At 71.9% G+C, this 13428-nt stretch carries 14 protein-coding genes; 10 read left to right on the top strand and 4 right to left on the bottom strand.

The genetic code is table 11. The annotated features are described in order from the left end of the window. Positions 1-117: 117 nt before the first annotated feature. Together LPU61_RS18035 and LPU61_RS18030 are read left to right on the top strand one after the other, a co-directional pair. Entirely contained in the window at positions 118-1005 is an 888-nt protein-coding gene (locus tag LPU61_RS18035) for a peptidoglycan DD-metalloendopeptidase family protein (protein ID WP_229405557.1), read from the top strand. A gap of 94 nt (positions 1006-1099) precedes the next feature. Further along, positions 1100-1606, top strand: a complete 507-nt coding sequence (locus tag LPU61_RS18030) for an Lrp/AsnC family transcriptional regulator (RefSeq protein ID WP_043969180.1) — start codon at positions 1100-1102, stop codon at positions 1604-1606. On the opposite strand, the gene LPU61_RS18025 is transcribed toward LPU61_RS18030, so the two are convergent. After that, entirely contained in the window at positions 1536-2147 is a 612-nt protein-coding gene (locus tag LPU61_RS18025) for a histidine phosphatase family protein (RefSeq protein ID WP_229405556.1), read from the bottom strand. The two genes, LPU61_RS18030 and LPU61_RS18025, sit on opposite strands and share 71 nt — an antisense overlap. Positions 2148-2314: 167 nt before the next feature. Here LPU61_RS18025 and LPU61_RS18020 point away from each other — a divergent pair, with 167 nt between their 5' ends. After that, entirely contained in the window at positions 2315-2509 is a 195-nt protein-coding gene (locus LPU61_RS18020) for a CsbD family protein (RefSeq protein ID WP_043969178.1), read from the top strand. A gap of 84 nt (positions 2510-2593) precedes the next feature. On the opposite strand, the gene LPU61_RS18015 is transcribed toward LPU61_RS18020, so the two are convergent. Both LPU61_RS18015 and LPU61_RS18010 read right to left on the bottom strand, forming a co-directional pair. Beyond that, entirely contained in the window at positions 2594-3559 is a 966-nt protein-coding gene (locus tag LPU61_RS18015) for an N-acetylmuramoyl-L-alanine amidase (protein WP_229405555.1), read from the bottom strand. Continuing rightward, positions 3559-3711, bottom strand: coding sequence for a hypothetical protein (locus LPU61_RS18010; RefSeq protein WP_198956787.1), 153 nt, complete (start codon positions 3709-3711; stop codon positions 3559-3561). Before LPU61_RS18010 ends, LPU61_RS18015 begins: the two co-directional genes overlap by 1 nt. A gap of 239 nt (positions 3712-3950) precedes the next feature. On the opposite strand from LPU61_RS18010, the gene LPU61_RS18005 reads away from it, so the two are divergent. Next, positions 3951-4823 carry a CPBP family intramembrane glutamic endopeptidase gene (locus LPU61_RS18005; protein ID WP_229405554.1) on the top strand — a complete coding sequence of 291 codons (873 nt, stop codon included), beginning with the start codon at positions 3951-3953 and terminating at the stop codon, positions 4821-4823. An 89-nt stretch (positions 4824-4912) separates the two neighbouring features. Here LPU61_RS18005 and LPU61_RS18000 read toward each other — a convergent pair whose 3' ends face one another. Then, positions 4913-6319, bottom strand: coding sequence for a KamA family radical SAM protein (locus LPU61_RS18000; protein ID WP_043969176.1), 1407 nt, complete (start codon positions 6317-6319; stop codon positions 4913-4915). A gap of 155 nt (positions 6320-6474) precedes the next feature. Here LPU61_RS18000 and LPU61_RS17995 point away from each other — a divergent pair, with 155 nt between their 5' ends. Genes LPU61_RS17995 through LPU61_RS17970 form a run of 6 tightly spaced genes read left to right on the top strand, consistent with a single transcriptional unit; the run spans position 6475 to position 13188 of the window. After that, positions 6475-7524 (top strand): zinc-binding alcohol dehydrogenase, encoded by a 1050-nt coding sequence (locus LPU61_RS17995; protein ID WP_229405601.1) that lies wholly within the window; start codon positions 6475-6477, stop codon positions 7522-7524. 4 nt (positions 7525-7528) lie between these two features. Next, positions 7529-9100, top strand: coding sequence for an amidohydrolase (locus tag LPU61_RS17990; protein ID WP_229405553.1), 1572 nt, complete (start codon positions 7529-7531; stop codon positions 9098-9100). After that, positions 9097-10656: a lysine 5,6-aminomutase subunit alpha gene (locus LPU61_RS17985; RefSeq protein ID WP_229405552.1), complete on the top strand. Its 1560-nt coding sequence runs from the start codon at positions 9097-9099 to the stop codon at positions 10654-10656. Before LPU61_RS17990 ends, LPU61_RS17985 begins: the two co-directional genes overlap by 4 nt. A gap of 53 nt (positions 10657-10709) precedes the next feature. Continuing rightward, positions 10710-11465, top strand: a complete 756-nt coding sequence (locus LPU61_RS17980) for an OAM dimerization domain-containing protein (protein ID WP_043969652.1) — start codon at positions 10710-10712, stop codon at positions 11463-11465. After that, positions 11462-11854, top strand: coding sequence for a hotdog domain-containing protein (locus LPU61_RS17975; RefSeq protein ID WP_229405551.1), 393 nt, complete (start codon positions 11462-11464; stop codon positions 11852-11854). The genes LPU61_RS17980 and LPU61_RS17975 overlap by 4 nt, the downstream gene beginning before the upstream one ends. Beyond that, positions 11851-13188 (top strand): glutamate mutase L, encoded by a 1338-nt coding sequence (locus LPU61_RS17970; RefSeq protein ID WP_229405550.1) that lies wholly within the window; start codon positions 11851-11853, stop codon positions 13186-13188. The genes LPU61_RS17975 and LPU61_RS17970 overlap by 4 nt, the downstream gene beginning before the upstream one ends. Positions 13189-13428 lie beyond the last annotated feature (240 nt).

Raw genomic sequence — 13428 nt, 5'->3', positions numbered from 1 at the left:
GCGGTGCGGGCCCGGCCCCCGCACCGCCGGCCCCCGGTGTCAACGATTGATGTCCGGCTATCTGGTGGCTAGCCTCTGCTTGCCATGGTCAGTCGACGACCGCACGGAGGCCCGCGCATGGATCACGAGAACCCGTCCGGCTGCTGCGGCGGCCCGTCCGCGCCGCCGCAGGCCGGGCTCAGCCGCCGTACGCTGCTGCGGGGCGCGGCGCTGACCACCGGCGCCCTCACTGTCGGCGGCGTCGTCGGCCTGCCGGGGATGGCCCACGCGGCGCCCGCCATCTACAACCCGTTCGCCGGCTACCCGATCACCGGCACCTGGGAGGAGCACATCAGAAGCGGCTCGCTGGGCGGCATCGACTTCGGGATGGGCGTCGGCACGAACCTGCCGGCCTGCGGTGCCGGGACGATCCAGAACATCCCGAACAACGGCACGGGCGGGCACACCGTGACCATCCACCACGCCGACGGCTACCGCAGCCAGTACATGCACCTGTCGCAGTTTTTGCTGTCCGACGGCACCGCCGTCGCCGCCGGGACGGTCGTGGGGCGCTCCGGGGGCGCCGTCGGTGCCCCCGGCTCCGGCAGCTCCACCGGCCCGCACCTGCACTGGCACATGATCAACCCGAGCGGGGTGCGGATCGACCCGCTGGTCTACGTCGGCCAGAACCCGGGTGGCGGCGGCCTGCCCAAGACGACCACCGAGCAGGACGGCATCCCGGGCCCCATCTGCTACAAGCGGATGCAGAACTGGCTGCGGATCACGTCGGGCTACACGGGCCCGATCGACGGCGTGCCCGGGGTGAACACCTACGCCGCCCTGCAGCGGGCCATGCGCGGCTACGGCTACACCGGCCCGATCGACGGCGTGCCCGGGGTCAACACCTGGAAGGCCGTCCAGCGGCTCGCCTCCGGCTGGGGCTACACCGGCCCGGTCGACGGGGTGATGGGCCCGAACTCCTGGCGCGGCTTCGCCCGCTTCCTCAACCAGGACCAGTGGAACTGAGGCCCGCTGCGGAGGGTCACCTGAGGTGCGCCGAGCGTCACGTGGGGCGGGGGCGTCGTCGCGTGGGAGCGCTTTTACCGGTAGGTTGCACGCCGTGGAGGAGATCGACCGGGCCATCGTCGCGGCGCTGACCGCCGACGGGCGGCTGTCGTACACGGATCTGGCGGAGAAGGTGGGCCTGTCGGTGTCCGCCGTGCACCAGCGGGTCCGCCGGCTGGAGCAGCGCGGGGTGATCCGGGGGTACGCCGCCCGGGTCTCCTTCGAGGCGGTGGACCTGCCGCTGAGCGCGTTCGTGGCGATCCGGCCGTTCGATCCGTCGCAGCCCGACGACGCCCCGGAGCGGCTGGCCCACCTGCCCGAGATCGACTCCTGCTACTCGGTGGCGGGGGAGGACTTCTACCTGCTGCTGGTGCGGGTGGCCTCCCCTGCCGACCTGGAGCGGCTGCTCCAGGAGATCCGCACGGCCGCGAACGTCACGACCCGCACCACCGTGGTCCTGTCCACCCCGTACGAGAACCGGCCGCCGAAGATCAGCGGGGAGGCGTCGGCCCGGGCGCGGTCCCGGGCGGCGGGGGAGGCGGCTGGTTCCACCGCAGGATGACCGGCCGGCCGTGCTCGTGGCCGAGGGCGCTGACCGTGGCGGTGTCCAGCCGCAGCAGCCCGCCGCCCGACGGCGGCAGGCCGATCCACCGGGCGCCCAGCACCCGCAGGCTGTGCGCGTGGCCGACCAGGGCGACGTCGCCGTCGGCGAGCGCGGCGGAGGCGCGGGCCAGCACCCGGTCGAGCCGCGCGCCCACCTCGGCGGGTGACTCCCCGGCGGGGCAGCCGTCGGTCCAGATGTTCCACCCCGGGCGCTCGGTGTGGATGTCGGCGGTGGTGACGCCCTCGTACCGGCCGTAGTTCCACTCGGCCAGGTCCTCGTCGACCGCCGCGACGGCCAGCCCGGCCAGTTCGGCGGTGCGCAGCGCCCGGCGGCGCGGGCTGGCCAGCACCAGGGCGAACCGCCGGCCGGCCAGGAGCGCGGCGAGGCCGCGGGCCTCCCGCTCGCCGTCGTCAGTGAGCTCCAGGTCGGTGTACGAGGTGTGCCGGCGGCTGGCGCTCCACTCGGTCTCGCCGTGGCGGACGAGGACGATCTCTCCCATCCGCCCAGTCAACCAGGCCCTCGCCGTCCGATCACACCTAGCCTCCTAGGATGCTCTACGCCACGTGACCCGCGTCCCGCCGCCCGAGGTTTCCGCTGCCCGCGCCCCGGGCATGCCTACGGTCAGGGGCAGTGAGGCCCCGGAACGCCGGAGCAGAGGGAGTCGAGATGAGCTTCACCGACAAGGCGAAGAACAAGGCCCAGGAGCTGGCCGGCGCTGCCAAGGAGCGCGTCGGCGACATGACCGACAACGAGCGTCTGCGGGCCGAGGGTGCCACCGAGCAGAGCGACGCGCGGGCCCGGCAGGCGGGCGAGCACGTCAAGGACGCCGGCCGGGACGTGCGCGACGCGTTCACCAAGTGACCCGACCGCGCGGCGGCCCCGGAGGATCCTCCTCCGGGGCCGCCGTCGTCGGTGCCGTCCCCGCCGCCGGGGGAGGAGCGTGGGCTAGGAAACCCGGGTGACGCGGATCGCGTCGGCGATGACGAGGCCGGTGCCGGTGGTCCACCGGCTCACGCCGACCCGGTTGGCGTCGCCGGCGGGGAGGGCGAACGTGCCGAGGGCGCGCCACTGCCCGCCGGTGGCGCGCTGGTCGGCGTACACGGTCTTGTTGCCGGTGGTGGTGGCGACGAGGTAAGGGGTGGCGTTGTTGTATCCGGCGTTGGCCGGCCACCAGGCGTCGACCCGGTAGGTGCCGGTGGCGGGGACGTTGACCCGGTACCAGGCGACGTCGCTGGAGGCGACGGGGTCGGCGTAGCGGTAGTCGGCACCGTAGCGCTGGCCGGAGTAGGTGGAGACGCGCCAGTTGGCGCTGGCGGTGAAGCGGCCCGAGGTGGCGTTGTCGACGATCGTGCTCCAGGCGGTGCCGCCGCTCATCCGGGCGGCGACGTCGGCGCGCATCACGTCCAGGTCGATGAAGGACGGGTCGATCTTGCCGGTGGTGCTGGTCTCGCGGTGACCGCGGGCGTGGCTCGCGTCGCGGCCGAGGCGGGTGAGCACGGCGGCGGTGGCGCGCAGCGACGCCTCGTACTGGGCGGGGGTCATCTCCTGGCTGACGCCGTTGTAGTCGATCTCCCAGCCGATCATGAGGGTGTTGCCGTCGCCGGCGGGGATGGGTCCGCTGCCGCCGCTGGTGCCGGCGTGGTTGGCGCGGCCGGCGGAGATGAGGTGGAACACGCCGTGATAGTCGACGAGAGCCTGGCAGAGGGGCCCGGGCAGGTCGGAGCGGCCGTTGATGCAGATGCCCAGGGCGGGGTGGGGGTTGGTGGTGCTGGAGGTGGAGGCGGTGTGGTGCCACAGCACGCCGATGGGGTCGAAGTCGCCGGGGCGCATCCGGTTGCGCCAGTCACCCTCCTCGACGACCTGTACGCCGGCGGCGCGCAGGACGTCGGCGAGCCAGCCGACGGTGGCCATCAGGACTGCTCGGTCAGGTCGGCGAGGCACTCGGCGCGTGCCTCGGCCCGGGCGGGCGCGGGGCGCAGGGCGACGGTGAGCGCGGCGGCGACGAGGGCGGGGAAGCCGAGGAGCCCTCGGCGGCGCAGGCGGGCGACGGGTGACGTGGCCACGGCACTCCTCACGGCGGCGGACGGTGGTCCGCCCGGTCGGTGGGCAGGGATGACGGCACGCTATCCGGTTGCACCCGTCGATGTCGATACCCTTCAATCGGACTTCCGGGGTTGAAGGTTTCCCGCAACGAGGGCCTGGCCGGAGGCGTTCGTGTCCAGGTTGGACACGGGCTGTCGGCCAATCTGTCGCGGTCTTCCGGCCCTGTCCGGGGGCGGCCGGCCGCTGCTGTACTCGGGGCATGGTCGTCAAGCTGCGTGAGTTGGTGCGGCGGTGGCCGGTGGCGTCGTTCTTCGCCCTGGCGTACCTGCTGTCGTGGGGTTGGTGGGTGCCGATCGCGGTCGCCGGGGGCGTGGTGCGGGGCGGCGATCCGTGGCCCACGCACATGCCCGGCCTGCTCGGGCCGCTGCTGGCGGCGGTGACCGTCACCGCGCTGACCGGTGGTCGCGCGGCGGTGGCAGGGTACGTCGGCCGGCTGTGGCGCTGGCGCGGCGGCTGGCGCACGGCGGCGTTGGCGGCCAGCCCGCTGGCGATGCTGGCCATCGGGCTGATCGTCGCCGCCCTGGCCGGTCAGCCGGTCCCACCCTGGCGGGACCTGTTCGTGATCAGCGGGTTGCCGTCGGCGGCGCTGCCGATGCTCCTGGGCCTGGTCGTGCTCAACGGTCTGGGGGAGGAGGGCGGGTGGCGTGGCTTCGCCCAGGAGCGGCTCCAGGACCGCCACGGGCCGGTCCGGGCGGCGCTGCTCACCGCCGTCGGGTGGGCGGTCTGGCACGCGCCGCTGTTCGTCATCCTGGCCACCTTCCGCGGCTTCCGCCCCGCCGTGCTGCCCGGCTTCTTTCTCGGCATGCTCGCCGGCGCGGTGGTGCTGGCGTACGTGTACAACGCCGCGGGCGGCGGCATCGCCGCCGCTGCCTGCTGGCACGTGGTCTACAACCTGTCCTCGGCGTCGGCCGCCGCGTCGGGAACCGTCGCCGCCGTCTCCACCACCGTCGTCATGCTCTGGGCGGCGCTGCTGTTGATCGCGGCCTGGCGCGCGGCCCACCGTGGCGCACCCTCGCCGCTGCTCGCCGGCCGGCGTCACGTCGAAGCCGAGGCACCAACCCTAGCGTCCTAGGACGCCTTAGGGGGCGTGGCACGCCACGCCGAACCCAAAAAGCATGGGCCCCGGCGTACGCCGGGGCCCATGGGTCGAGCGGATGTCGATCAGTCGTCGCGGTGCTCGTGCCACCACTGCTGGCCGGCGGCGGGCAGGGTGTCGATCGGGTCGTAGTAGGCGTAGCGCTTGTTGAGCGCCTCCAGGTCGGCCGACTCGATCGAGGTGCGGTAGTTCTTCGTCCAGTAGGAGATGCCGCGCTCGCGGTCGTAGTCGGTGAGCATGTGCACCCACCGCTTGCCGACGAACGGCACGTCGCAGACGATCCGCGGGGTGGCGTAGCCGGGCAGGTAGCCCATGATGTCGTGCTGGAGCTGCTGGGCGTGCCAGACGGGGACCCGCCAGTGCTCGGCGTTGGGGATCATGTCGCACATGTAGAAGTAGTAGGGCAGGATGCCCGCCTCGCCCTGGAGTGCGAAGCAGAGGTCGAGCAGGTCGGGGGCGGTGGCGTTGACGCCGCGCATGAGCACGCCCTGGTTGCGCACGTCGCGTACGCCGACGTCGAGGGCGGTCTGGGCGGCCTTCGCGACCAGCGGGGTGAGCGACTGGGCGTGGTTGACGTGGGTGTGGATGGCCAGGTTGACGCCCCGGCGGGCGGCGGTGCGGGCGACCCGCTCCAGGCCCTCGACGACGTCGGGCTGCAGCCAGTGCTGGGGCAGGCCCATGAGGGCCTTGGTGGCGAGCCGGACGTCGCGGATGGTTTCGATCTCCAGCAGCCGCATCAGGTACGACTCGAGGTTGCGCCACGGGACGTTGGCCACGTCGCCGCCGGAGACGACCACGTCGCGTACGCCGGGGTGGGCCTTGAGGTAGGTGATGTGGGCGTCGTACCGGTCGACGGGCTTGAGGGTGAGCTTGAGCTTGTCGACGGCGGGGGTGGAGTTGCCGACGAGGTCCATCCGGGTGCAGTGCCCGCAGTACTGGGGGCAGGTGGAGAGCAGTTCGGCGAGGACCTTCGTCGGGTAGCGGTGGGTGAGGCCCTCGGCGACCCACATGTCGTGCTCGTGGAGGGAGTCGCGGCTGGCGTACGGGTGGGAGGGCCAGTCGGTGCGCCGGTCGGAGGCGACGGGGATCATGTAGCGCCGGATGGGGTCGGCGAGGAGCGCGGTGGTGGTCAGGGGCGCGTGCGGCACCATGGTGTTGATCATTTGGGGTGGCACGAGCATGGACATGGTGGCCAGGGCCTGCTGGTCGGCCTCCAGGTCGGCGTAGAAGGACTCGTCGACGGTGTCGCCGAGGACGGCGTGCAGCTGCTTGATGTTCTTGACGCAGTTGACGCGCTGCCACTGGGCGCTTTCCCACTGGTCTCGGGTGACGTGGCGCCAGCCGGGGAAGCGGGTCCAGTCGGGTTCGACCAGGGGGCTGCGGCGGTATTCGTAGGGCTGCCCGGCGGTCGGTGCGGCGACCGGGGCGTGACGGGGCTGAGGGATGGTCTCAGCCGGTTGGGTCTGGGTCACGGCCCCTCCTCGGTGCGTGGTGCGGATGATCGGCGGCCCGTAGGCTACTGGAAAATATCCGGCGAAGAAATTAGTCTGCCGTAAGTTTTCCCGCGATGCGAGTCCCGGGCGGGGCTTCGGGCGGTTGGACAGGGGAGGTCGGCGTGACGTCACCGGTGGGTCTGCACCGCGTTGTCGAACCGGCGGGGGTGCTGCCGCAGGCGGCGTGGCGGTTGGACGCCAGCGCGCGGATCGCGCCGAACGAGGTGCGGATCCGGGTGGAGCGGTTGAACCTGGACGCGGCGAGTTTCCGGCAGTTGTGGCAGAAGCACGGCGGGGACGGGGAGAAGGTCCGCGCCGAGGTGCTGGAGATCGTCGCGACGCGGGGGAAGATGCAGAACCCGGTGACGGGGTCGGGCGGGATGCTGATCGGCACCGTGGAGGAGGCGGGTCGGCGGTCGCCGCTGGGGCTGCGGGTGGGTGATCGGGTGGCGACGTTGGTGTCGCTGACGCTGACCCCGTTGGCGATCACCGACGGGTTGGCGCGCTGGGACGGGCGCAGCGAGCAGGTGCCGTGTGACGGGTACGCGATCCTGTTCGCGCGGTCGATCGCGGCGGTGTTGCCGGCGGATCTGCATCCGGAGTTGTCGCTCGCGGTGCTGGACGTGTGCGGGGCGCCGGCGTTGACGGCGCGGGTGGTGGCCGATCAGGTGGCGCGGCGGGAGCGGGCGGGTGATTCCCGGCCGGTGTGTGTGGCGGTGATCGGTGGGGCGGGCAAGAGCGGGTCGTTGTCGTTGGCTGCGGCGCGGCGGGCGGGTGCGGCTCGTACGGTCGGGGTGGTGCCGGTGGTGGCGGAGCGGGACGCGTTGGTGGCGGCGGGTCTGGCGTCGGAGGTGGTGTTGGCCGATGCGCGGGATCCGGTGGGGTTGTCGACTGCGGTGACGTCGGCGTTGGGGGTGCCGGCGGACGTGACGGTGGTGTGTGTGGATGTGCCGGGTTGTGAGCATGGGGCGGTGTTGGCGACGGCGGACGGCGGGACGGTGATCTTTTTCTCGATGGCGACGAGTTTCGCGGCGGCGGCGTTGGGGGCGGAGGGGTTGGCGGCGGACGTGACGATGCTGGTGGGCAACGGGTACGTGCCGGGGCATGCGGAGTTGGCGTTGGGGCTGTTGCGGTCGGAGCCTGGGGTGCGTGGCCTGTTCGAGGCCCGGTTGGCGGCAGACTGACGTCATGACTAGTCCCTCGATCTTGTACCGCGGTGGAGTGCTGCATTGTCCGGCGGATCCGCGTGCGACGGCGTTGTTGGTGCGTGACGGGCGGATCGCCTGGTTGGGGGTGGACGCGGAGGCGCCGTCGGCGGACCGGGTGGTGGATCTGGCGGGGGCGTTGGTGACGCCGGCGTTCGTGGATGCGCATGTGCATGCGACGGATACGGGGTTGGCGTTGTCGGGGCTGGACCTGTCGGGGGTGCGGTCGGCGGGGCAGTTGTTGGACGCGGTGTCGGTGTTCGCGGCGGGGTTGCCGGGTGACGCGGTGGTGTTGGGGCACGGGTGGGACGAGTCGGGTTGGGACGACGTGGTGTTGCCGGATGCGGCGGCGGTGGGTCGGGCGGCGGGTGGGCGGCGGGTGTATCTGTCGCAGGCGTCGATTCATTCGGCGTTGGTGTCGGAGGCGTTGCTGGCGGCGTGTCCGGAGGTGGTGTCGGCGGCCGGGTTCGACGCGTCGGGGTGGTTGCGGCGGGACGCGCACCATGTGGTGCGGGCGGCGGCGTTCGGGTCGGTGACGCGGGCGCAGCGGGTCGCGGCGCAGCGGCGGGCTCTGGAGCATGCGGCGTCGTTGGGTATCGCCGCGGTGCACGAGTGCGGTGGTCCGGAGATCTCCGACGAGGAGGACTTCACGGGGTTGCTGGGGATTTCCGGGCGGGGTGTGCCGGAGGTGTACGGGTACTGGGGTGAGCTGTTGGGTGCGGCGCGGGCGCGGGAGTTGGGTGCGGTCGGTGCGGGTGGGGATCTGTTCGCCGATGGTGCGTTGGGGTCGCGGACGGCGCACGTGTCGGCGGCGTACCTGGATGGGGAGCCGGGGGCGTGCGGGCACGGGTACGTGTCGGCGGAGCAGGTGCGTGATCACGTGTTGGATTGTGTGGCGCACGGGGTGCAGGGCGGGTTCCACGCGATCGGTGATGCGGCGATCGGGACGGTGTTGGCGGGGTTCGCGGGGGCGGCGGAGCGGGTGGGGGTGGAGCGGTTGCGGGTGGGGCGGCATCGGGTGGAGCACGCGGAGTTGATGAGCCGGCGGTTGATCGCGGGTTTTGTGGAGTTCGGGATCGTGGCGTCGATGCAGCCGGCGTTCGACCGGTTGTGGGGTGGTGCGGGTCGGATGTATGAGGCGCGGTTGGGGTTGTCGCGGTCGTTGGAGTCGAATCCGATGGGTGCGATGCATTCGGTGGGGGTGGCGTTGGCTTTCGGGTCTGATTCGCCGGTGACGCCGTTGGATCCGTGGGGTTCGGTGCGGGCGGCGGCGGCGCATCACAATCCGGTGCAGCGGATGAGTGTGCGGGCGGCGTTCGCGGCGCACACCCGGGGTGGGTGGCGGGCGGTGCATCTGGACAACGAGGGTGTGTTGGCGTTGGGGGCGCCGGCGACGTTCGCGGTGTGGGACTCCCCGGCGGGGGTGGAGCGGGGGTTGCCGGTGTTGCAGGCCGAGGATCCGGAGTTGCGGGGTGCGGGTGATCCGACGCCGTTGCCGGTGTGTCGGGCGACGGTGTTGCGGGGTGACGTGATCTACGAGGAAGGCGTGTCGTGACGGGCAAGCTTGGGTTGGATCCGGCGCTGGTGGGGCGGGCGCGGGAGTTGGCGCGTCGGGCCGGGCAGCCGGTGGTGGATCTGGCGCGTAGCCACACGACGGTGTCGGTGGAGCGGGCGGTGTTGCGGCTTGCGGGGGTGTCCGGCGCTGATCCGGACGGGATTCCGTGGGTGAACCGGCTGGTCGACGCGGTGGTCGCCGATGTGGGGTTGGGGCATGGGGTGGCGGTGCCGGTGTTCGACGCGCTGGCGCGGGAGGGCCTTTCGGATGTGACGTTGCTGGCGCAGAAGGCGGCGGCCGGGTCGGTGCGGTTCGCTGTGCCGTCGGGGCGGGCGGCGACGGCGGCGCGTCGGGCGTCGCGTCGGGCGGTGGCGGCGGGGATCCGGCGGATCGATCGGCGGCGGGCGGAGCGGGATCGCCTGGTGAGGCGGTTCGGGGATCCGGCGCAGCGGCCGTGGATCTATCTGATCGTGGCGACGGGTGACATCTACGAGGACATTCCGCAGGCGCAGGCGGCGGCGCGGGCGGGTGCGGACGTGATCGCGGTGATCCGGTCGACGGGGCAGTCGCTGTTGGACTATGTGCCGGAGGGGGCGACGCGGGAGGGGTTCGCGGGGACGTATGCGACGCAGGAGAACTTCCGGTTGATGCGGGCGGCGTTGGATTCCTCGTCGCGGGAGTTGGGCCGGTATGTGCGGTTGACGAACTACGCGTCGGGTCTGTGCATGCCGGAGATGGCGACGCTCGCGGGCCTGGAGCGGCTGGACATGATGCTCAACGATTCGATGTACGGGATTCTGTTCCGGGACATCAATCCGATCCGGACGTTCGTGGATCAGCGGTTCTCGCGGCAGGTGCACGCGCGGGCGGGGATCATCATCAACACGGGTGAGGACAACTATCTGACCACTGCGGATGCGGTGGACGAGGCGCATACGGTGACGGTGTCGCAGTTGTTGAACGAGTTCTTCGCGCACGAGGCGGGGCTGGCGGACTGGCAGTTGGGGTTGGGGCACGCGTTCGAGATCAACCCGGATGTGCCGGAGTCGTTGCGCCTGGAGTTGGCGCACGCGTTGTTGGCGCGGGAGTTGTTTCCGGATGCGCCGTTGAAGTGGATGCCGCCGACGAAGCACATGACGGGGGACGTGTTCCGGGGGAATCTGCTCGACGGGTTCTTCAACCTGGTGGGTGCGATGACGGGGCAGGGGATTCTGCTGGTCGGGATGATGACGGAGGCGGTGGTGACGCCGTGGTTGTCGGACCGGGACATCGCGTTGCAGAACGTGCGGTACGTGCTGGGTGCGGCGGGCGGGTTGCACGAGGATTTCGTGCCGGCGTCGGGTGGGTTCATCCAGCAGCGTGCGCGCCGGGTGTTGGGTGAGGCGGTGGACCTGTTGGAGCGGATCGGGGACCAGTCGTTGTTGACGGCGATCGCGGAGGGCACGTTCGGGATCATGAAGCGGCCGGCGGATCGGGGGAAGGGTCTCGACGGGGTGGCGCGGCATGAGGGCGACTACTACAACCCGGCCACGGAGATCCTGGAGCAGCCGGCATGAGCGAGCCCACCGAGCGGAGCGAGGGCCGCGGGAGCATGCCCGGTCAGCGCGGCATGAGCGGGAAGACGGTGGTGCGTCCGTACGGGGACACGACGGGTGACGGCATGGTGCAGGTGTCGTTCACGTTGCCGGTGCCGCACGACAAGCGGGCCGAGGGCGCGGCGGTGCAGCTGGCGAACAAGATGGGCCTGGATCCGGCGATGCTGGTGCATGCCCGGCAGATGGGTGACGGGTTCACGTTCTTCGTGGTGTACGGGCGGGTGAACCACCTGGTGGACCTGGCGAAGGTGCAGGTGGTGGAGCGTGACTATCCGCTGTTGTCGGCCAAGGAGGTCAACGCGGTGGTGAAGCGGCGGCTGCGCCGCAAGCTGTCGGTGGTGGGGGCGTGCATCGGCACGGACGCGCACACGGTGGGCATCGACGCGATCCTCAACGTGAAGGGCATCGCCGGGGAGAAGGGTCTGGAGTACTACCGGGAGTTGAAGGTGACGAACCTGGGTGCGCAGGTGAGTGTGCCGGAGCTGGTGGAGGCGGCGCGGCGGGAACGCGCCGACGCGGTGCTGGTGTCGCAGGTGGTGACGCAGCGGGATGCGCACCTGCACAACACGCGGGAGATGTCGGCGGCGTTCCGGGAGGCGATGCCGGCCGGGAAGCGGCCGTTGTTGATCGTCGGTGGGCCGCGGTTCGACGAGTCGATGACCGGCGAGTTGGGTGTGGATCGGATCTTCGGCCGGGGCACGACTCCGGGTGAGGTGGCCAGTTATCTCGTTCATGCTCTGATCACGTCGAGGAAGGCGAGTGTCGCATGAGTGATCCCCGGGTCGGTTTGACTGTGGTGCACCGTCGGTATGTGCCGTATTCGCATGCGCATTATGCGGGGAACCTGGTCGACGGGGCGTACGCGTTGGGGTTGTTCGGGGATGTGGCGACGGAGGTGTGTATCCGTACCGACGGGGATGAGGGGTTGTTCGCGTCGTATTCGGAGGTGCAGTTCCGGGCGCCGTTGCGGGCGGGCGACGTGGTGGAGGTGGTGGCGACGGTGACGCGGGTGGGCACGCGGAGCCGCACGATCGACTTCGAGGCGCGGGTGGTGTGTCGGGGCCGCCCGGATCGGGGTGAGTCGGCGGCGGAGGTGTTGGCGGAGCCGATCGTGGCGGTGACGGCGACGGGCACGGTGGTCGTGCCGTCGGTGGCGTGAGCACTGCGGTCTGCGTCGACGTGGGTTCGACGTACACGAAGGCGGTGGTGGTCGACCTGGATGCTGGTCGGCTGGTGGGTGCGGGGGCGTCGCCGACGACGGTGGGTTCGGACGTGTTGCGGGGGTTGGACGCGGCGGTGGGTGCGGCGACGGCGGCGGCCGGTGTGAGTGACGTGCCGTGGTATGTGTGTTCGTCGGCCGGGGGTGGGTTGCGCCTTGCGGTGGTGGGCTACGAGGCGTTGGTGACGGCGCAGGCGGGTCGGCGGGTGGGCCTGTCGGCGGGGGCGGACGTGGTGCATGTGGCCGCCGGCCGGTTGGGTGCGGCGCAGGTGTCGGCGTTGCGGGCGGCGCGTCCGGACGTGGTGTTGCTGGTGGGTGGCACCGACGGTGGTGACGCGGAGGTGTTGACGCTCAACGCGACGCGGTTGGCGCGGGCGCGGTGGCGGGTGCCGGTGGTGTTGGCGGGCAACGTCGACGTGCGCGAGGAGTTGCGGGCGGTGTTGGCCGGGGCGGGGGTGCCGGTGACGGTGGCCGACAACGTGCTGCCGCGCATCGGGGTGTTGGAGCCGGGGTCGGCGCGGGCGGCGATCCGGGAGGTGTTCCTGCGGCATGTGATCGGTGGGAAGCGCCTGTCGCGGGGGCCCCGGTTCGGGCGGTTGGTGCGGGCGGCGACGCCGGACGCGGTGTTGACGGGGGTGGAGGTCCTCGCGGACGCCGTGGGTGGTGATCTGGTGGTGGTGGACGTGGGTGGGGCGACGACGGATGTGTATTCGGTGTTGACGCCGGACGAGCGGGCGGCGGGGCCGGGGCGGGAGGTCGCCGGGTCGTTGTGGCGGGCCCGCACGGTGGAGGGGGATCTGGGGGTGCGGTGGAGCGCGCCGGGGGTGGTGCGGGCGGCGGTGCAGGAGCGGCTGGTCGACGCGGTGGAGGCGGGGGCGTTGGCGGTGGCGGCGGGGGTGCGGGCGGCGGATCCGGGGTTCGTGGCGGCGGACGAGGCGGGGTGGGTGGTGGACGCGCGGATCGCGGCGTTGGCGGCGACGGTGGCGGTGCGTCGGCATGCGCGGGGCGGGGCGACGGGGGAGCGTGGGGGGCGGGATCTGCGGGACGTGCGGTTGCTGGTCGGGTCGGGGGGTGTGTTGCGTCACGTGCCGGCGGGGGCGGGTGCGGGGGTGTTGGGGGCGGTGTTGTCGGATCACGCGGGTGGGTGGGCGGTGCCGCGGGCGGCGCGGGCGGTGGTGGACGTCGAGTACGTGCTGGCGGCGGCGGGGTTGTTGGCGGCGGATCATCCGCAGGCGGCGGGGGCGTTGGTGCGTCGGCATCTCGCCGTGGATTGAGACTCGCCGACGCGACACGCCGTGGTGGGTGGGGCGACTGGCCGGGGCGGGTTGACAGGGGCCGGGGGGCAGCACGTACCGTCTTTGAGTCCTACTACGGGAAGCGGCTGTTGTTCGCTTCGTCCCTTCGTCCGCTGGCCGAGTGACCTTCGGGTTACGGCGGCCAGGTCCAGCGGGCGGGGGTCGGCGGGGCGGCGCGAACCGGCCGCGGTTACCGGTGTACGGGCAGGGTGAGGTGCG

It is taken from the genome of Micromonospora sp. NBRC 110038 (assembly GCF_020884815.1).
GTDB classification, from domain to species: Bacteria; Actinomycetota; Actinomycetes; order Mycobacteriales; family Micromonosporaceae; genus Micromonospora; species Micromonospora haikouensis.
The sequence above is the reverse complement of the archived record's forward strand: the minus strand, read 5'-3'. Positions and strand labels throughout refer to the sequence as shown.